This is a genomic window from Trichocoleus sp. AS-A1 (assembly GCF_039962015.1).
GTDB lineage: Bacteria > Cyanobacteriota > Cyanobacteriia > Cyanobacteriales > FACHB-T130 > FACHB-T130.
Window position 1 is genome coordinate 70,496 of the sequence record NZ_JAMPKG010000021.1, and the last position, 17,755, is coordinate 88,250.

Consider the following 17,755-nt stretch of genomic DNA (forward strand, 5'->3'; position numbering starts at 1 on the left):
GTAAGGGTTCTGGCTCGATTTTGAATTTCTTCCAGCCTCAAACCTTTGTGTGGCTGGTGGGGTGGGGCTAAAAAATCAGGCTACCTTTTTAGCGGTCTAGTCGAGTAACCTAGTAAAAACCCGCAACTTAAATATTTGTTGAGCAAGCAATTTCATGACTGCAACTGTTACTCAGCCCAAGCACGAAGTCAAAGACCTCTCCCTCGCGCCTCTCGGTAAACAACGCATCGAATGGGCGGGTAGAGAGATGCCCGTGTTGAGACAAATACGCGATCGCTTTGCCCAAGAAAAACCCCTCGCTGGGATTCGGTTAGTCGCCTGCTGCCACGTCACAACTGAAACCGCGCACTTGGCGATCGCTCTCAAAGCCGCTGGTGCTGATGCCCTCCTCATTGCCAGCAACCCCCTCTCCACTCAAGATGACGTGGCTGCTAGCCTGGTTGCCGATCATGGCATTCCCGTATTTGCCATCAAAGGCGAAGACGCTGATACCTACAGTCGGCACGTGCGAATCGCCTTGGATCACAAACCCAACATCATCATTGACGATGGTAGTGATGTGGTCGCTACTCTGATTCAGGAACGTCAACACCAGATTGCAGATTTGATTGGCACCACCGAAGAAACCACAACGGGCATTGTCCGTCTTCGTGCCATGTTCAAAGATGGCGTTCTCACTTTCCCCGCCATCAATGTTAACGACGCTGACACCAAGCACTTCTTCGATAACCGCTACGGTACCGGGCAATCTACTCTGGATGGGATTATTCGCGCCACCAACGTTCTGCTCGCTGGTAAAACGATTGTTGTCGCCGGTTATGGCTGGTGCGGCAAAGGCACGGCACTCCGGGCGCGGGGAATGGGTGCCAATGTGATTGTCACCGAAATTGACCCCACTAAAGCAATTGAAGCGGTGATGGATGGCTTCCGAGTGCTGCCAATGGCAGAAGCCGCCCCCGTAGGCGATTTGTTTATTACTGTCACTGGCAACAAGCACGTCATTCGCGCCGAGCATTTCGATGTGATGAAAGACGGGGCAATGGTTTGCAACTCCGGTCACTTTGATATTGAAATTGACCTCAAGTCGTTGGGTGCCAAAGCGACTGAAGTCAAGGAAGCGCGGAACTTCACCCAAGAATACCGCCTCCAGAATGGTAAATCGGTTATTGTGCTGGGCGAAGGGCGTTTAATTAACTTGGCGGCTGCGGAAGGACATCCCAGCGCAGTGATGGATATGAGCTTTGCAAACCAAGCTTTAGCTTGCGAACACCTCGTCAAGAACAAAGGCAACCTGGAACCTGGATTGCACTCCATTCCAGTCGAGGTTGACAAAGAAATTGCACGGCTGAAGTTGCAAGCAATGGGTGTTCAAATTGATAGCTTGACACCCGACCAAATTGAGTACATCAATTCTTGGACTTCTGGAACCTAAATCGGTAAGGGTGGGCAATGCCCACCCTTCGTCATCATGTAGTAACAACTCAGGATTGCCACTTATCCGGATTGTTTGTTTGTATTACCGAAAATTTTGCAAGAACAGCCTCAGTTGTAGAAACTGACCCAGAAAACGTTAGGGTTACTCAACAGCTTTTCAACCTCACGAGATTTTTAAGGCAGTCAAGCTGAGCTTGCTAAAAACTGAACCCTGTCTTTAGTAAAAAAGGGCAATTGAAAGAATGATTGCCACTTCAAATTGCCAATAAAACTTTCACCGCAAAAATTGGATATTGCAAATTTACGATGAAGATTTAGATAAATCAATTTTCAGATTCTCGAAAACCTGATAAAGTTAAGCAAACTTAGCTTGTTCACTAAACTTAACAGTTTAATTGTGACGTTAAGACAATGCGATTGCGAGAAGTATTGAAATTTTCAATTAAAATAACTGTCCCCTAATACCCAACACTGATCTTATGCAGGAATGGATCACGAACACCATGAATTCCCTCGGTCACTTGGGAATTGGACTGCTGATGTTTTTGGAAAATCTTTTTCCCCCCATCCCTTCCGAACTGATTATGCCCTTGGCAGGGTATGTCTCAACGCAACCAAATAGCAAAATCCACTTTTTTGGAGCGATCGCAGCAGGGGTAATCGGCACGATGCTGGGTGCATTGCCGTGGTACTACGTGGGTAAACTCGTAGGCGAAGAAAACTTAAAGCGATTAGCGAATAAGTATGGCAGGTGGATCGGGTTATCCAGCAAGGATATTGACAAGGCAGATAATTGGTTTGATAAGCACGGCGGTAAAGCAGTGTTTTTCTGCCGTTTGGTTCCTGGAGTTCGCACTTTAATTTCGCTTCCAGCAGGCATCAGCGGGATGCCTTTATTGCCTTTTTTAATCTACTCAACCCTTGGCACTACATTATGGGTGGGTTTGCTGACTTATGCCGGATACGCACTAGGCGAAAACTATGAGCTTGTAGATGAGCATCTTGGGCCTGTTTCTAAAATTGTGTTTGTGATTCTTATTGTCGCTTTTGTTGTCTGGTTAGTTAGGAAAAAGCAAAAAAACAAAGGCAACAAGCAAGCGTGAAGAGGAAAAGCTTGGTTATTTACAAAGAATCATTGATTCCCAGAATGGCTAAGTCATTTTATAGGTGTAGCCATCCTCAATGATTTGTGAATCTCTGTAGAGACGCGATATATCGCGTCTCTACAAGCAAATATCCGTTTATAACTTAAATAGGATTTCTATAAAAAAATATTCAAGAACTAGGGTACTTTCCGAAAAAATTTAATTGGTTTGAGCCAAATTTACTCAATAACTACCCTTAACCCTACTTGCTCAAGGGATTTTGTTGCAAGCGGAATTTTTTTTATAAAAATGTTAAAAACTCCCCAATACCAATTCACTTTTTCGATGCTAAATATCTGAATTTCTTAAAGCAATCAACAAAGGGGTGCCAGACCGAACTCTTGCAGAAATAGAGCGAAAGGGTATAAGCAAGAAAGGAGTTATATTGGAACGTTTTTCACAAAATTTTCGCACTTTTCGCACTTTTGCTCCAAAATTGCCGTATTAGCGCTGTGCAATCGCTAACGTTTTTAGCTTACAACTGGATCTGGCATTTTTAAAACTTTATATTAAAACTTTAGAAACAGGGAAGCGATCGCAATTGAGTGGAGCGATCGCTGACAACAATTATTGAAAAAACTTCCATCAGTCTCAAGCTGTGTTAAAACCGGAGAGATCGGTAAACAGAGCGCATACGCTACGCGACCCCTGCGGAGTTTTCCCTTGAGCGAAGCCTAGCGCGTTGCGGTAGAAAATACCCTACGCGAAAACAAGGAGAAAAGAGAATGATGTCGGGACAACATCAGCGAATTATTGGCTACTTTATTGAAGAGGCAATTGACCACCTCAATACACTTGAGCAAGGTCTCCTGGATCTACAAGGCACTATCGAAGACCCAGAAAAGATTAATCAGGTTTTTCGAGCTGCTCATTGTATCAAAGGTGGTGCAGCAATGCTGGGATTCCTCAGCATTCAGAAAACGGCTTACCGCCTAGAAAGATGTTTCCAGGTCTTCAATGCTTGTCCCGTTAGGATCGATCAAAAGCTAGAGTCACTCTTACAACGGGTTTTGGATACCCTAAAAGCTCTGATGCAGGAGCTTTCTTGGTCTTGTGGGTTGAATGATGAGCTGACTCACAAGATGATGTCGAAAGTTGAGCCAGTTTTTGAAGAACTTAATAATCACCTCAATCACTTGTTTATTGAAGGAACAAGAGAATATATCCAGACAATTGAGCAAGGTTTGCTGTCCGGAACAAGCACGATTAAAGACCCAGAAGAAATCAACCAGCTTTTTTGTGCCGCTCATTCGATTAAAAGCGGAGCAGCGATGTTGGGACTCACAAGTATTCAAGAAACTGCTCACCATTTAGAAAAGGGATTCCAGGTTATAAAAGAGTATCCAATTCAGGTTGATCAAAAGCTAGATTCATTCTTGTTGCGGCTTTTGAAGACGCTACAGGCACTTTGGCAGCAGTTACAAAGAGCGCTTGGTCTAACTGAAGAAATAACAGGCAAAATTATGTCGGAGGTTGAGCCAGTTTTTCAAGAACTCGACAATCACTTGAGATTGCTGGTTATTCAAGCAGGATTTGTTCGCACCAATCTGACTCTCGTAGCCACGGCGGGAACGCAACGGATTGATATATGTGGTTATTTTACGGTTGAAGCTAAATGTACTCTTAAAGTCATTCGTCAAGCTGTCAGTAAAGTCGGAGGCAGAATCACGGGTTGCCAATGCATACCGGGTGCTATCAACGACCACTTTTTCGGGGAACCAGAGGGAATCAACGACCAGCTCTCGATAGGCGTGTGGCTACCAACCTTTTCCTGTCAGCAAGAGCTTCGAGACACGATTCCGTCTGAGGGTGGAGTCATTGAAACCGTTCATATAGAAGCGCTCCAGACCTGTCGAAGATGCCGTTTTTACTACGGACAGTGCGAAATTGTCTGTGCGGTTCATCCTTCTGGCCCCAAAGAAGAACCTTGTCGGGATTGGGAACAAGGGGATGATTGGATAGGGGAATTATGGGCTTAGGTCGCTGTTATCTTAATACTTAGGCATCAAGAAGCAAATGAGCGATCGCTTTTCTCTGATTTCATCCCAGAACAGATAGCGATCGCATCATCATCAATTCTAAAAGGCCTTTGGATCAATCACCGGCAACTAGCTACTTAAATCAATACTCATTTTGCGTTAATCCCTGCGACTTCCGAGAGCCGAAGACCCCCTATATTTTGGCAGTAAAAAGTTGCGTGATTTTCAGGACTACGACCAATTAGCTCGATAATTTGTCCTGCTGAGTTTTGCCAAAACCATTGGCATAGAGAATCACCCTTAAGAGGCTCTCTAGACAATGGATGAAACCCTTTTTTCTCCCAAACTAAACCAGCACTCTGCACATTGTCTACGCGAATCGCAATATGGTGGACGCCAGTGTTTCCCCGCTCATGTAGGAATCGGTCAAGTTGATCGTCTGGTGCGTGGGGCGCAGCTAGAACCACCAACCCCCCCGACGGCATCAATATTGTCAACAAGTGCAACCATAAATCATTGGTAATTACATAAGTTTCAGGAAAAAATTCGATAGGAAAGAGTCCTGGCCCTTCAACAATCTGACCGCCCAATTGACACAAAGCTTCAGCGTAATTTTTGAGACGTGTAAAATCAGGAAAAGTCAGGACAAAGTGATCCACTTGCACTCGTTCACCATACACATTGGTGACAAATGACCAGCGTTTGAAAAAATCAGGAGTGGTCAATTCTGCCTTGAACTCCAATAAGCCATCTTTTTGGGAAAAAGGTGAGTCTAGGCCGGAATTCAAAGTTTTGTCGTTTCCTTTAGGTAGCTCTAATTTCGTCATTTATCTACCCTCATTTTTCTTTAAATCCAATCGGTAGATGCTGGTTTGTAAATCCAGCCTTTGTTAGAAGCTTCCTCACTCCACACTTTTAAAAACACTTACTCCAGCAGCTCCGGTTGTTGACGCACAATCATGTCGTAGAGTGGTTGAAAACTAAACCATCCCATGTGGTGCGACCCCACTTGGCGATACGTCAAACGAGCCATATCCGAGTCAATCAGGACAGGCTTCCCAGCCGCCTCTGCCATTAGCTGTGCCTGACAGGAGCGATCCATTGTGATAAACCACCAGGCAGCTTCATCGACTGAGTGTCCCACTGTAAGCAGCCCGTGGTTGCGGAGGATGAGAGCTTTTTTGTTGCCTAAAGCTTCCGCAATCCGCTTGCCCTCCTCTAGTTTGAGAACGACACCCGTGTAGTCATCAAACAGCCCGTGGTCTTCGTAGAAGCTACAGGCATCTTGCGTGAGAGGGTCGAGGAGGCGACCCAGGCTTGACCAGCTTTTACCGTAGGTTGAATGGGAGTGTGCGGCTGCTACAACGTCGGGACGGGCGGCGTGGATGCGGGAGTGGATGGCAAAGGCTGCTTGATTGACAGGCTTATTTCCCTCAACGACCTCACCTTGCTCGTTGACTAGAAGCAGATCGCTGACTCGGATGAGACTGAAGTGCATCCCGAAGGGATTGACCCAAAAGCGATCGCGGTGTTCGGGATCGCGGGCGGTGATGTGTCCGGCGATGCCTTCACTAAAGCCGAAGCGAGCAAACAGGCGAAATGCAGCGGCTAGCCGTTGTTTGCGGTGGAGGCGTTCATCTTCGACAGAAGCAAAGGTCGGCGGCTGGGGAATATTGATAGGAATGTCTAATGTCTGCATAGATTTAGCCTGTATAAATCGGTTGTTGCAAAGATGTTTAATTCGTGAGTGTATTGTATTCTGTCAAGAATTCACTAGAAGAGCGTTAGCGAGCGCTACCGATGAGCGGCGATTGAGCGCAGGAGTTTTTCAGGCGGATACAAGGCTTTCTCTAAAGCTGTTGCCCGAATTTTGAGTTCTAGAATTTATTTTTCCTTGGTGAGGAAGCCATTGCAATCTGAGCAATCGCTATAAAGTATTTATTTCTTTAGCTTTATTCCTAGCTAAACTGAAACTAATTGGAGAGAGGTTCTTGAATGCAGGAAGAATTTTATTGGTAATTCTTCTTTTATTTTAAACGTCTTTCTTTTAAAGTGCCATTATGGACTAATTCATAAATTTATATTTCGTCATAAGAAATAGAGCAAAAAAATTAATCTTTCTTAATTATTCATAAAGTAGCGATCGCTCATCTAACTCCTTTAATTGTTCGGCTCAAGAGAGCGATCGCGCTTAAGTCAACTAACTTTATTATTGACAGGATGGGTAGAGCAGAAGCAGAACCCATCAAACCTTTGCCAAGATTGGAGTCACTGATACTGTCGGCACTTATAATACAAAATAATTACGCAAATGTGACAATGACTTCAGCCATTGAATATATGGATATTTCGTTCCCCACCAAAAGGTGTAACACGGCAGAGGATGTATTTGTAATACTTTCACGAACAATATCCAGAACTCAACGCAGCTTCCAAAATTACACGGTTAAATTCAGGCGTCCTGACTTAGTTCTGGAAGTAGTCTCAGCCGCAAGTTACCAGCAGGAGAGGAAACGCTTGCGATTCTTTCGCGAAAAAGTTTTAATTATTCTCTGCTCATATAAAATAGTGAAGTTGTCGAGAAACAAACGGCTACTTAGAGCAGCATCCGGCTATTTATAGGAATGGCTGTCGCCAGAGAAGCAAGACGCTAGCTCAAAATGCCAGCTTAGCAATATCACTTTGTTTGCTCAATGCTATGTACAACCAGAACCCAGCTTTTATCTCTTCTGTTGCCAAGCAAAACAATTTTCTAGAATTCCAAGCAATACTCTTATGCCAAGAACCTCATAACAGAAGTTCGCTGAATTAAACTAAACTTCAAGTTATTTTCACCGCCAAGTATATTGTCATGAAAACCGAAACCAAATCTGCACAAACTCCCAAACTGATTACACTCAACTGCTCTGGTGGCATTTCATTGGGTGCTTATATGGCAGGAGTTTTTTATGAATTGACGAAAGAATCCGTCAAGCCTGAACCGAAAGTGATTATTGATATTATTACTGGATCTTCAGCAGGGGCAATGTCTGGTGTCATCGCCGCCTACTGCTTACTTCAAGGAAAGGTAGATCCACCTTTTAAATTCGATCAACGACTCAAATTTTCAGAAGAAGAGCATAAAAGCCCTTTGTATCAAGCCTGGGTTCAACAAGCCGATATTCAAAAAATCGATAGCTTTTCGGTAATGCTATCTAGTTTTAAAGATGGATTTCAAGCGACGATAGAAAGTTTTGCCGATAGCTTTGAAGCAACCCTAGAGAAATATAAAAAGAGTTCTAATCCACTTAGAAAAGGTTTTTATAAGCTTTTTCATCGTTCTAAAGCCTCTAAATCTACTCCCCAAACAAAACGCGAAAAAACCAATCTCAGCGTTCTTTCTGGTGAAGCAATTGAAAAAATTGCCGAACTTGTTATCAAGCCTCCCCAAATTACAGAAAATACGAAACCCCTGGCGCTTTTAATGACGCTTACCAACTTGCAAGGACTTCTTGAACAAATCAATCTCACCGATGCACAAGGACATTTGGAACAAGAAATTGAAACGATTACCAGTTCAGAGACTCGTCAATTTCTTTTTCATTCAGGAATTCCTCAAGAAACAATGAATAAGATGTGGGCCAAGGCAGTAATGGGGGGTCGCGCTTCCGGCGCTTTTCCGGTTGCTTTTCCACCCATTTGGGATCATTCTGATATTAGTAGTATCAATCTTAAAGACCTCAGTGATGACTACTTTAAAACACCCAAAAGACAAGAACTGAAGGAAGAAGGGCTAGGCGCTGTACGTGAAAGCAAGGCAGATGATACACATTTAGTATTTCTGTATACGGATGGAGGCATCCTAGATGGTCTACCTATTCTAAAAGGAATTGAACTAGAAAATGATTTGCGCTCCAATCAAATACACAAAAAGGAGCGTTCAAGTCAGTTTCAGGAGGAATTTACGGCACAACAGCCATCAATTAATACAGAACGATTGCACGTGTATATCCGTCCAGTTCCCGTAGAAAATTTGAATAGTGCAAAACGCCTAACCCAAGGGGAATTTTCGACACTAGAAGTTGGATTGAGTGGCTTAACGCTGCCAAAATCAGAACATGACTCGCTCCGCTTAAGAGAAATTCAAAAACGAAATCAATTAGCCTTAGCAAAGGAAAAATTAATAGAAGCAATTGAAGATAAAAATTTTGGAGATATCAGCCAGATTGAGAAAATTATCGAAGAAGCAATCCCTTATCGGCACATAAAGCTTCGTCCAATTACTCCAGCAATTATCGGCGAAATTGCTAATTCTAGAAGTAATGGAATAAGCAGGCTGCAACCCATCTACGATAATCTACCCAAAAATATTAAAGCTTCTCTGCAAGAAGGAAGCGCCGCAGAACTACTCGCATCAGATTTCCTGGGTGCATTTGGTGGTTTTTTTGACAAACGTTATCGAGATCATGATTTTCTATTGGGGCGGATTTGTGGAATTACTTGGTTACACCAATACTGCAATGTAGAAATTACGGAAGCAGAAGTGGATACGATAGTAAGACAAATCAAGAAATATCTACTAGCACAAGATCCGCAACCTGCGGATCTGAAACTTAGTCAAAAAATTAGGATTGCTAGGATAGTTTTACGTGCTTTGAGAATTGTATTAACTGAATCAAAAATTATTGGATTAATTTGGCTATTCGTTTTTGGAATCCTGAAAGTATTAGCGATTTCAGGGTTAGCAATTCTTGAAATTTTGGCAACTGTATTGATTGTAATTTCTGACTTAATGGAGAAGGCACAAAACAGGATGTTTGGCAACGAAAAAGTATAAAAAAATGTGTCTGAATGCTGACATTGTTGGTGCTGACATCGAGCGATCGCAACTTCGTCTACCTCGTCGATACACACAAGCTGAAATGAAACCCTCCCCGCTAGCAGACAGAAAGCGGGATTGCCCTTATTTTCCTTGCGGAAGGGGGAAGCGATCGCTTCCTATCCCTAAAATAGGCTGAAGAATAATCGCTCAGAAACAACCGAAAACTGGTAGCGTCAGACAAAGGAGACGATTATTACAGGACGTTAAGGTTTGAAAACGCGCTCTAGTTACTGGCATCTACTGCCATACATCCGCCCCCAGTGGAAAACCATCGCGCAAGCTTTCGCTTGCACATTAGGGGTTACAGTATTCTGGCCCATCCAGGCGGCACTTGCAGGCAAAATCGCCAATTTCATTGGACAAGGCGATATGGCAGCACTTGCCCAGTTAGCAGCAGTGCTGGCAGTCGTTTTTCTCGTGCAGAAAATCCTGATGTATGGACAGGATTCGCTGATGGCGAAAGCCGCCCTTTTCGTTGCCTTTAACTTACGCAAGCAAGTTTATACTCACCTACATCGTCTCAACTTTGGCTACTTTGAAACTGCACAAACCGGCGATTTAACTTACCGTCTCACCGAGGATATTGACCGAGTTGGGGAAGTCGTCAATAAAGTTTTCCATGACTTTATTCCCTGCGTGTTGCAGCTAATCGTTGTACTGGGCTACATGATTTATCTCAACTGGCAGCTGACGCTGGCAACGTTTATCGTCGCACCGCTGATGGGCGTTTTAATTGGCTGGTTTGGCGAACAGATGCTAAAGTTTTCTCGCCGCAGCCAAAATCGCGTCTCTAATTTATCGGCGTTGCTGACAGAGGTGTTTAGCGGAATTCGTCTAGTACAAGCTTTCGCCGCCCAAGATTATGAAATTGCCCGTTTTGCCCAGGAAGCTGAAGAAAACCGGAAAGCGAAGTATGCAACTGAACGGCTAAAGGCGATTCAGAATCCTGTGGTTGGATTTTTGTACGCGATGAGCGTTTTACTGCTGTTTTTCCTCGGTGGCTGGCAAATTTCGATTAATAATCTGACTGGGGCAGAATTTGTTAGCTATATCGCAGCAGTGGCGTTACTGATTGACCCGATTGCCCATCTCACTAGCAATTACAACGAATTTAAACAGGGTCAGGCATCGGTCGATCGGATTTTTGAACTGATGGCGATTCAGCCAACCGTGGTGGAAAAGCCGGGTGCCGTTGAGCTTCCGGCGGTCACGGGTAAGGTGGAATACTGTAACGTTACCTTTGCCTATCCGGCACTAAATTCCCCAAGTCCTACCTTCTCAGAGGATGACAAAGAAGGAGTGCAACCTCTTTCTAAGTCGGGGCAAGGAGGAACTCCGGTGCTGCAAAATTTGAATTTGCTGGCACACTCCGGAGAAATGATTGCCTTAGTGGGTGCGTCGGGTGCGGGTAAAACGACTTTGGTGAATCTTCTTCCCCGCTTTTATGACACCCAAGCGGGTGAAATTTTGATTGACGGGACTAATATTCAGGATGTGACGCTGCGGAGTCTGCGGCGGCAAATTGGGATTGTGCCGCAGGAAACGATTCTATTTTCTGGGACGATTGCTCAAAATATTGCTTTTGGACAAGCGCAGTTTGACCTCAAGGACGTGCAGGTGGCGGCAGAGATTGCCAACGCCCACCAGTTCATTACCCAATTTACACAGGGTTATCATACCTGGGTGGGGGAGAGAGGGGTAAATTTATCGGGGGGGCAGAAGCAGAGAATTGCGATCGCGCGTGCTGTTTTGCTGAATCCTCGAATCCTCATCCTGGATGAAGCAACCTCTGCCCTGGATTCGGAATCAGAAGCCTTGGTGCAGGAAGCCCTAGAACGGATCATGCAAGACCGGACTGTTTTCATCATCGCCCACCGCCTTGCCACAGTGCGCCGCGCTGATCGAATTCTGGTTGTGGAACAGGGGCAGATTATGGAATCGGGAACCCATGAAGAATTGCTGCAAAAGGGCGATCGCTATGCCCGATTTTACGCACAACAGTTCAGTCAGGTCTAGGCTGATGATGAATGAGCGATTATCCATGCCCACTCCCATCTACAATTCCTCTAAATAACGCAGTAAGTCTGCCATTTCTTGGGTACTGGGCTGAAACTGGGGCATGGGCGGTGTATCCCCACTGATGACTTGGTGAATGATTCTTACGCGAGACTTGCGCTTAGAGATGGCTTCCAGACTTGGCCCCACTCGACCGTGTGCTTCCAATCCATGACATCCCGCACAGTTCATTTGAAAAATCGCGTGTCCCTTCACGGAGTCGCCCGTTAGGGTCAAAACTGTCTTGACATAAGGATCGGAGACGCGAAACAGGTTAACCCCAACAAGTGCTAAGAGGATGACCAGGAAAGCAGCCAATGCCATCAAGCTGAGGCGCTGCATCAGGATTTCAGGTTTAGGTAGCTGGTTATCCAAAGGTTTTTGAAAGTGAGATGTAAGGGCAGTTTTTGATCGGGGCGCAAGCGATCGCTATGCAATGAACGAGTATAGCGATATGTGTGGTTGTGTATCGATAAAGATTTCGATTCATATACATAGCTTAAATTTTCTAGAGAGTCGAGGCAAGCGTAGTTTTCTCCAGCCTGCTACTGGAATCGGAGATGCCTTGAAATTGTGTCGCTACAGGCTCACCCGTTCTTCCGCTCTAGCTTGTAGGATGAGAAACAGGCAAGAAACGTTAACAAAGGAGTACTGACGTGGTAGAACCCCTGCTTTCTGGTATCGTGCTTGGTTTGATTTTAGTCACCCTCGCGGGACTATTCTTCGCTGCCTATATGCAGAAAAAGCGCGACAACAAACTAGGAGTATAAAAGTGCTGTAGGGGCGCGGTTCTCCCGCCCTCCTGAGTCAGCTGAGTGAGGTGGGCACAGCCCACCTTTTTAAATGGTTGTAAACTTTCAGATGCTGGCTGGGCAATAGAAGCTAAGGGCAGTGTTGCCGTAAACCTTTTGGCGACAGATTTCCAGTGCGGGAACGGGTTCAACCGTCCAGTTGTTAGGACTATGTTCCACTGCGAATTCACCGCCTTCAGCCAGTAGTTGATGCTGCGCGATCGCTTCCAGCACCGGCTGATATAATTCACTCGCATAGGGTGGGTCAAAATATATTCGGTCGAACTGCTGATCCGCAAGGGTTTTCAACCGTTGCACGACATCTCCCCGCAACACCTGAAATTTTTGCTCGTCTTGAGCGACTTGCTGCCAGTTTTCCTGGATAATGGCGCAAGCGCGACTCCACTGTTCAATTCCGACGACGTAGCTGGCACCTCGACACAATGCCTCTGCACCCATCGAACCACTACCAGCACACAAATCCAGCCAGCGACAACCACTGATGCTGCCCTGCCAAATGTTAAATACTGCTTCCCGCACTCGCCCTAGTGTGGGTCGGGTTTCTTGACCTGGTAAAGTTTTGAGTAAGCGATTGCCGTAGATTCTGAGGCTCATAATTAGGTCATACTAAATCCGGTTATGTTAGGCTACTTATAATCACAAAAAAGTCAAAAATTAAACAGATGCCAAAAAAAGCGTATTTAGCAAATCATCTGGAGCCAAATGAAATTAAACAAAAGTATATAACTAATCTTGACCCAGTAGAAGCAAGGAGATGGCACGTAATCTGGCTAGTGGCATTGGGATGGACAATTAAAGATAGTGCGATAGTAGTGGGGCTAGATTATGAATATGTAAAAAAGATACTCAAAAGGTATAACGAGTTAGGAATAGAAGGAGTCAAAAATAAGAGAAAAGTCAGTCAAACTCATGTGCGAGGAAAAGCGGCATTGCTCAATCAGGAACAATTGCAGAAATTACTGACACAGCTACGTTCAAGACCATCAGATGGGGGCATCTGGACAGGACCAAAGGTAGCCAGGTGGATAGAAAAAGAAACCTATCGAGAAAAAGTAGCCAATCAGAGAGGGTGGGATTATCTAAAAAAGTGCAATTACTCCTGGCAGCAACCGAGACCGAAACATCGCGCTTGTGATGAAAAAGCTCAGGAGGAATTTAAAGTTGAGTTGCCGCTCAAAGTGAAACAACTGCAACAGCAATATCCTGGCGCTCAAATAGAAGTGTGGTTCTTTGATGAACATAGAGTTGGACTTAAACCGATACTGAGAAAAGTGTGGTCGCCCATCGGAGCAAGACCCATAGCTGTAGTACAGCATCGGTATGAGTGGGTATATGTTTATGGGTTTGTCGAACCAAAAACCGGTAGAACATATTGGTATTTAATTCCCAGAGTAAATACGAAGTGGCTGAACCTGGTATTGACAACATTTGCGACCGAGGTAGGTGCTGGTGATCAAAAAATTATTCTTTTAGTTCAAGATAGAGCTGGATGGCATACCAGCACCAAGGTTGAGTTACCAACAGCAATAATATGCGAACTTTTGCCCCCATATTCTCCAGAACTACAACCAGCAGAAAGATTATGGTCGTTAGTAGATGAACCTTTAGTTAACGAGCATTTTGAAAGTATTAATGAGTTAGAAGATGTGTTAGCTGCTCGATGCTGTGTTCTGCAACAAATGAATGATGAAATCAGAAATCTCACCAATTATCATTGGTTTAACTATGATTAATTGTTAGTAGCATAACATAACCGGATTTGGTATCAGACGTGCCGCTACGCTAACGCAACTTTACTATGCGGCAACTTCGGTTCGTACCTGGGCGACAAAGTTGGATAATATTTGCAGTCCGCTGGTAGAAGATTTTTCCGGGTGGAACTGCACAGCCATCAAGTTATCACGCGCGATCGCAGCCGTCACCGTTTGACTTCCGTGGGTAATGGTGGCGGCGCGGATTTGAGGATCGACGGGATCGACGTAGTAAGAATGGACAAAATAAACCCAAGGCTGAGACGGTAACTGCCGCCAGATTTGGGCATCCGGTTGGGCGATTTCTAGTTGATTCCAACCCATGTGGGGAATCGTCAAGTTAGGTTCAGGTCGAAATCGTCGCACCACACCGGGGATAATGCCTAAACCGGGTTCTTTGCCTTCTTCGCTGGAATCGAATAGAATTTGCAATCCCAGACAGATCCCTAAGAAAGGTTTGCCGGATGCGATCGCTTCTTTGATGGGTTCTACTAGGTGGCGCGATCGCAAGTGTTGCACCGCTGGATCGAAAGCTCCCACACCAGGCAGGACTACAGCATCCGCCCGTGCAATGTCTGCCGGTGAATCCGTAATTTTAGGGGTTGCACCCGCTTTTTCCAATCCCTTACAGGCAGAGTGCAGATTTCCCATGTCGTAGTCGATGACTGCAATGACTGACATTAATATGCGCCTTTGCTGACTTTTGTTGTTTGTGTTGGGTGTCTAGTTCCCTTCTTTTAACTTTACATTCTTTTGTTAAAAATTTCAAAAATATCTCTTTTCACCGTTCGGCAATTCATACTGAATGAATATTTCTTTACCTTCAGGCAGTTGTAATTCCGAAATCTTGAAAATTTTTAAGTTTTTGTCATCTTCCTCAAAGTATCCCCGATTAATTTGAATGGGATTATATACTTCTACATCCCTTGTCCCAAATCTATCTTCGGAAGAATCTAAAACTATCTTTATTTTATCATTTTCAACGATTATGTATTCTGTGACAGGATCTCCCTCTTGGGTGATACAGATTTTTTTTGCCCCAAGATTACCTTTTTTTAACTTGAATACCCAGCTCAGCAAAGACTTGGTTGAATTGTTTTCATCAAAATTAGTTAATTCTTCTCTAGATGGGCACTCGATTGCTTTCAGCAATTTGTCTTTCTTCAGCCGCTCAAGTAAAACCTTTTCTTCTTTTGTAATTTTTTCTTGATTCAGATTGACAGTCTGTGTCTGGACAGCCTTTTCTAAATTACAGCCTGATGCCAGAAGCACCACTCCTAAAACAAGAAGTAATCGTCGCACTTTCTACCTCAGCCTCATTTCAACATTTGTTACATTTGCGTCTATTAGAGGAAAGACGCATCTCTCTAAACATTTGTTGCTGTCAGGCAGGTAAGTGGTTAGATTAAGCTAATCTACGCATCCCACAAAGCTACTTATGAATCGAAAAATTCTGCTAACGTCTTTTACTACCTGGCTTCCCCATCAAAACTCTAATGCTTCCGACGATCTATTACTGGAAGTTGGCAACCTAGACTCTTTATCGCTATCATTGAGTTTTTTAAGACAGCTACCCGTTGATGTTGCTCAAGCAAGCGATCGCGTCTTTGCCAAAATTAACGAATTACAGCCGGATGCCATTATCTGCTGCGGTATGGCAGAGTCTCGGACTCAATTGAGCGTAGAATCCTGTGCGGCTTGTGGAACCACACTGCTAAAAACATCGGTAAATCTAGAAAAACTATTAACAGGCTCAGTCGCAACTGAAATCAGCGATGATGCGGGTAAATTTGTCTGCGAAGGGCTGTATTACTCAGTATTAGACTACTTACAAGAACGCCAAATTAACAGCCGCTGTATCTTCGTTCACGTTCCAATCCTAACTCCGGAAAACTCTTCGGGAATCATGGCAGATTTTTTATGTATTCTGAAGAACCTGGCACTTTCTTAAAGTCCTTGATGTCTTAGCACCCATCCGGAAAATCTTTGGTTAGCATCCTCAGCGAACGTACAAGAACGACTCAGTAAAGTTGTGGCTTCACGGACGAAGTCCGCCTACACTGAACTAACAGTGAATTTAGCTTGCGGAGGCAGGCTTTGTTTGTGTCGTCCCATTTAGTCTGAGGGCACACTTCTTAAGAAGTCTAGTCAGACGATTTTTCCGGATAAGGTCGTTATCGTTTTTAAATATTAATCTTCCCATGTTGCCATTCTTGCCCTTTTTACCCCTTGCTCAAACACCACCGCCGCCACCCAAACCAGCCCCTCAAGAGATTGTGCGACCCCAGCCAGTTATGCCTTTACCCGGACAACTGGATAAAGTGCCAATGTTTAACAGTAACAGCCCAGAATGGGTGAAAAGTGAAGGGATTTTACTTTCTACTTTTCCTCCAAATGGTAAAAAGGTGCCAGCGGCTCATCTTAATTTCCCTTTCCAGGGAAGATTTGATTTATTTGCCCACCACTTTAGCCACACTCCCAAGGATTTGCAGACGCTTTATCTGGGCGTAATCTTGCATAATCCGGGTACAAAACCCGTCAAAGTGGAAGTATTGCAAGCGGCAAGTCAGCTAATGCAGAATGCGCCCTATATCAAACTGCCGACTTATGTCGAAAATCCCAGCGGAGACGTATATTCCGGTCATGGCGATCGCGCAGTCAACGATGTCATGCGAGGCAAGCGACAAGCTGATTTTCCTGCCCAGCTAGTGATACCACCGGGACAAAGCCGTTTGTTGATGAATCATCCGATTCCGGTTCGGGATCTAGAAAAGCCCATCAATGGTCGGTCTACACTAATGCGGTTGCAGAGTAATGGCAAGATTTATGCAGCCAGTTTAGCGATGTATGCCAAGAAAAATGCAGATGGCAGCGAACGGAAACCAACCCAAGCAGAATGGCAGACTTTACTCGATACAGGCACTTTAGCCGGACCCAGAGATAAAGCCCCCTCTCCTCCAGGGCAAACCAGCGGGCAATTTATTTACAGTCGCGTGGCAGGAGTCTCTGAAGGTTCTGCCTGGAAAGGGCAACTGGTGGATAAACCCAATGCCCAAAATCTCACCATCCCCCAACCCGGTAACGCTATCTCCTATCCCATCAGTTCCCTCAAGTTAGGCACCCTCGGTACAAGTCAAGTGCAAACTGCAAAGATGCTGGTGCGCTATCCGGATACCGCTTACGAAGCACATGGGAACTACGGAGTTGAATACAACCTCAGCGTGCCCTTAATCAACTCCACGAAACAACCCCAAACTGTCACCCTGACGCTAGAAACGCCTTTGAAGGAAGACAAGCTAGCAAAAGGAGGATTGCGTTTCCAGCAACCCCCGCATTTTCCAATTTTCCGAGGTACGGTACGGTTGCGCTACAACGATGACCAAGGAAAACCCCTGACGCGCTACGTGCATTTGTGGCACCAAACGGGTCAGGTAATAGAACCACTGCTAACGCTAAAAATGCCACCGGCAAGTCGCCGCCAGGTGCAAGTCGATTTGATATACCCACCAGATGCGACGCCGCCGCAAGTCCTGACTGTGCGAACTTTAGAAAATACCTCAGCGAATGTAAGTGACACGTCATTAGTGGAATTGATGCGTGTCCTGTATGGAATTCGATTTGTACTTTAGTTAAAAAATTTCCTGATGTATTGGCTGCGGGGTTTGCCTCGCTTCCCTATTTCCAGGTGTAGGGATTCCAGGCGTAGGGACACGGCATT

Annotated in this window: 16 protein-coding genes; 10 read left to right on the forward strand and 6 right to left on the reverse strand. The window is 44.9% G+C overall.

Annotated features, from left to right (window positions below; all coding sequences use genetic code 11):
• The first annotated feature begins 154 nt into the window (after positions 1-154).
• The 3 genes from ahcY (at position 155) to NC994_RS17085 (ending at position 4,558) form a co-directional block, all read left to right on the forward strand.
• Positions 155-1,432, forward strand: coding sequence for an adenosylhomocysteinase (ahcY, locus tag NC994_RS17075; RefSeq protein ID WP_190411155.1), 1,278 nt, complete (start codon positions 155-157; stop codon positions 1,430-1,432).
• A gap of 481 nt (positions 1,433-1,913) precedes the next feature.
• Positions 1,914-2,537, forward strand: coding sequence for a DedA family protein (locus NC994_RS17080; protein ID WP_190430793.1), 624 nt, complete (start codon positions 1,914-1,916; stop codon positions 2,535-2,537).
• A 767-nt stretch (positions 2,538-3,304) separates the two neighbouring features.
• Complete coding sequence (locus NC994_RS17085) at positions 3,305-4,558, forward strand: Hpt domain-containing protein (RefSeq protein ID WP_190435487.1); 1,254 nt, start codon at positions 3,305-3,307, stop codon at positions 4,556-4,558.
• Between the two features lie 149 nt (positions 4,559-4,707).
• Here the strand turns inward: NC994_RS17085 and NC994_RS17090 are convergent, their stop codons facing one another.
• Together NC994_RS17090 and NC994_RS17095 are read right to left on the reverse strand one after the other, a co-directional pair.
• Positions 4,708-5,385 carry a hypothetical protein gene (locus NC994_RS17090; protein WP_190435489.1) on the reverse strand — a complete coding sequence of 226 codons (678 nt, stop codon included), beginning with the start codon at positions 5,383-5,385 and terminating at the stop codon, positions 4,708-4,710.
• Between the two features lie 98 nt (positions 5,386-5,483).
• The gene (locus NC994_RS17095; protein WP_190435493.1) at positions 5,484-6,257 is read right to left on the reverse strand and encodes a class II aldolase/adducin family protein; all 774 of its coding nucleotides are present in this window, start codon (positions 6,255-6,257) and stop codon (positions 5,484-5,486) included.
• Between the two features lie 1,152 nt (positions 6,258-7,409).
• Here NC994_RS17095 and NC994_RS17100 point away from each other — a divergent pair.
• From NC994_RS17100 to NC994_RS17110, 3 genes are all read left to right on the forward strand, one after another.
• A complete protein-coding gene (locus NC994_RS17100) occupies positions 7,410-9,374 on the forward strand; it encodes a patatin-like phospholipase family protein (protein WP_190435495.1) in 1,965 nt (654 codons plus the stop codon).
• Entirely contained in the window at positions 9,355-9,555 is a 201-nt protein-coding gene (locus NC994_RS17105; protein WP_348225589.1) for a hypothetical protein, read from the forward strand. The genes NC994_RS17100 and NC994_RS17105 overlap by 20 nt, the downstream gene beginning before the upstream one ends.
• Positions 9,556-9,629: 74 nt before the next feature.
• On the forward strand, positions 9,630-11,435 hold the full coding sequence (locus NC994_RS17110) for an ABC transporter ATP-binding protein (RefSeq protein ID WP_190435498.1): 1,806 nt from the start codon (positions 9,630-9,632) through the stop codon (positions 11,433-11,435).
• A 39-nt stretch (positions 11,436-11,474) separates the two neighbouring features.
• Here the strand turns inward: NC994_RS17110 and NC994_RS17115 are convergent, their stop codons facing one another.
• Positions 11,475-11,849: a cytochrome c gene (locus tag NC994_RS17115; RefSeq protein WP_190411147.1), complete on the reverse strand. Its 375-nt coding sequence runs from the start codon at positions 11,847-11,849 to the stop codon at positions 11,475-11,477.
• Positions 11,850-12,130: 281 nt separating this feature from the next.
• Between NC994_RS17115 and petG the strand changes: the two genes are divergently transcribed.
• Positions 12,131-12,244: a cytochrome b6-f complex subunit V gene (gene petG, locus NC994_RS17120; RefSeq protein ID WP_190411146.1), complete on the forward strand. Its 114-nt coding sequence runs from the start codon at positions 12,131-12,133 to the stop codon at positions 12,242-12,244.
• A gap of 87 nt (positions 12,245-12,331) precedes the next feature.
• Here petG and rsmD read toward each other — a convergent pair whose 3' ends face one another.
• A complete protein-coding gene (gene rsmD / locus NC994_RS17125) occupies positions 12,332-12,880 on the reverse strand; it encodes a 16S rRNA (guanine(966)-N(2))-methyltransferase RsmD (protein ID WP_190435501.1) in 549 nt (182 codons plus the stop codon).
• A gap of 68 nt (positions 12,881-12,948) precedes the next feature.
• On the opposite strand from rsmD, the gene NC994_RS17130 reads away from it, so the two are divergent.
• Entirely contained in the window at positions 12,949-14,019 is a 1,071-nt protein-coding gene (locus tag NC994_RS17130) for an IS630 family transposase (protein ID WP_190435504.1), read from the forward strand.
• A 63-nt stretch (positions 14,020-14,082) separates the two neighbouring features.
• Here NC994_RS17130 and hisH read toward each other — a convergent pair whose 3' ends face one another.
• Complete coding sequence (gene hisH, locus NC994_RS17135) at positions 14,083-14,718, reverse strand: imidazole glycerol phosphate synthase subunit HisH (RefSeq protein WP_190435506.1); 636 nt, start codon at positions 14,716-14,718, stop codon at positions 14,083-14,085.
• Between the two features lie 84 nt (positions 14,719-14,802).
• On the reverse strand, positions 14,803-15,339 hold the full coding sequence (locus tag NC994_RS17140) for a DUF4362 domain-containing protein (protein ID WP_190435509.1): 537 nt from the start codon (positions 15,337-15,339) through the stop codon (positions 14,803-14,805).
• Between the two features lie 136 nt (positions 15,340-15,475).
• On the opposite strand from NC994_RS17140, the gene NC994_RS17145 reads away from it, so the two are divergent.
• Together NC994_RS17145 and NC994_RS17150 are read left to right on the forward strand one after the other, a co-directional pair.
• Positions 15,476-15,988, forward strand: coding sequence for a peptidase C15 (locus NC994_RS17145; protein ID WP_190429079.1), 513 nt, complete (start codon positions 15,476-15,478; stop codon positions 15,986-15,988).
• Between the two features lie 250 nt (positions 15,989-16,238).
• Positions 16,239-17,666 (forward strand): DUF3370 domain-containing protein, encoded by a 1,428-nt coding sequence (locus tag NC994_RS17150; protein WP_190435511.1) that lies wholly within the window; start codon positions 16,239-16,241, stop codon positions 17,664-17,666.
• The last annotated feature ends 89 nt before the right edge of the window (positions 17,667-17,755 follow it).

Bases quoted from the DNA above. Each gene is read 5' to 3' on its own strand.
- NC994_RS17090 (WP_190435489.1), bottom strand. From the start codon at position 5,385: ATGACGAAATTAGAGCTACCTAAAGGAAACGACAAAACTTTGAATTCC.
- NC994_RS17150 (WP_190435511.1), top strand. From the start codon at position 16,239: ATGTTGCCATTCTTGCCCTTTTTACCCCTTGCTCAAACACCACCGCCG.
- NC994_RS17100 (WP_190435495.1), top strand. From the start codon at position 7,410: ATGAAAACCGAAACCAAATCTGCACAAACTCCCAAACTGATTACACTC.
- NC994_RS17145 (WP_190429079.1), top strand. From the start codon at position 15,476: ATGAATCGAAAAATTCTGCTAACGTCTTTTACTACCTGGCTTCCCCAT.
- hisH (WP_190435506.1), bottom strand. From the start codon at position 14,718: ATGTCAGTCATTGCAGTCATCGACTACGACATGGGAAATCTGCACTCT.
- NC994_RS17095 (WP_190435493.1), bottom strand. From the start codon at position 6,257: ATGCAGACATTAGACATTCCTATCAATATTCCCCAGCCGCCGACCTTT.
- NC994_RS17085 (WP_190435487.1), top strand. From the start codon at position 3,305: ATGATGTCGGGACAACATCAGCGAATTATTGGCTACTTTATTGAAGAG.
- NC994_RS17130 (WP_190435504.1), top strand. From the start codon at position 12,949: ATGCCAAAAAAAGCGTATTTAGCAAATCATCTGGAGCCAAATGAAATT.
- NC994_RS17080 (WP_190430793.1), top strand. From the start codon at position 1,914: ATGCAGGAATGGATCACGAACACCATGAATTCCCTCGGTCACTTGGGA.
- rsmD (WP_190435501.1), bottom strand. From the start codon at position 12,880: ATGAGCCTCAGAATCTACGGCAATCGCTTACTCAAAACTTTACCAGGT.
- ahcY (WP_190411155.1), top strand. From the start codon at position 155: ATGACTGCAACTGTTACTCAGCCCAAGCACGAAGTCAAAGACCTCTCC.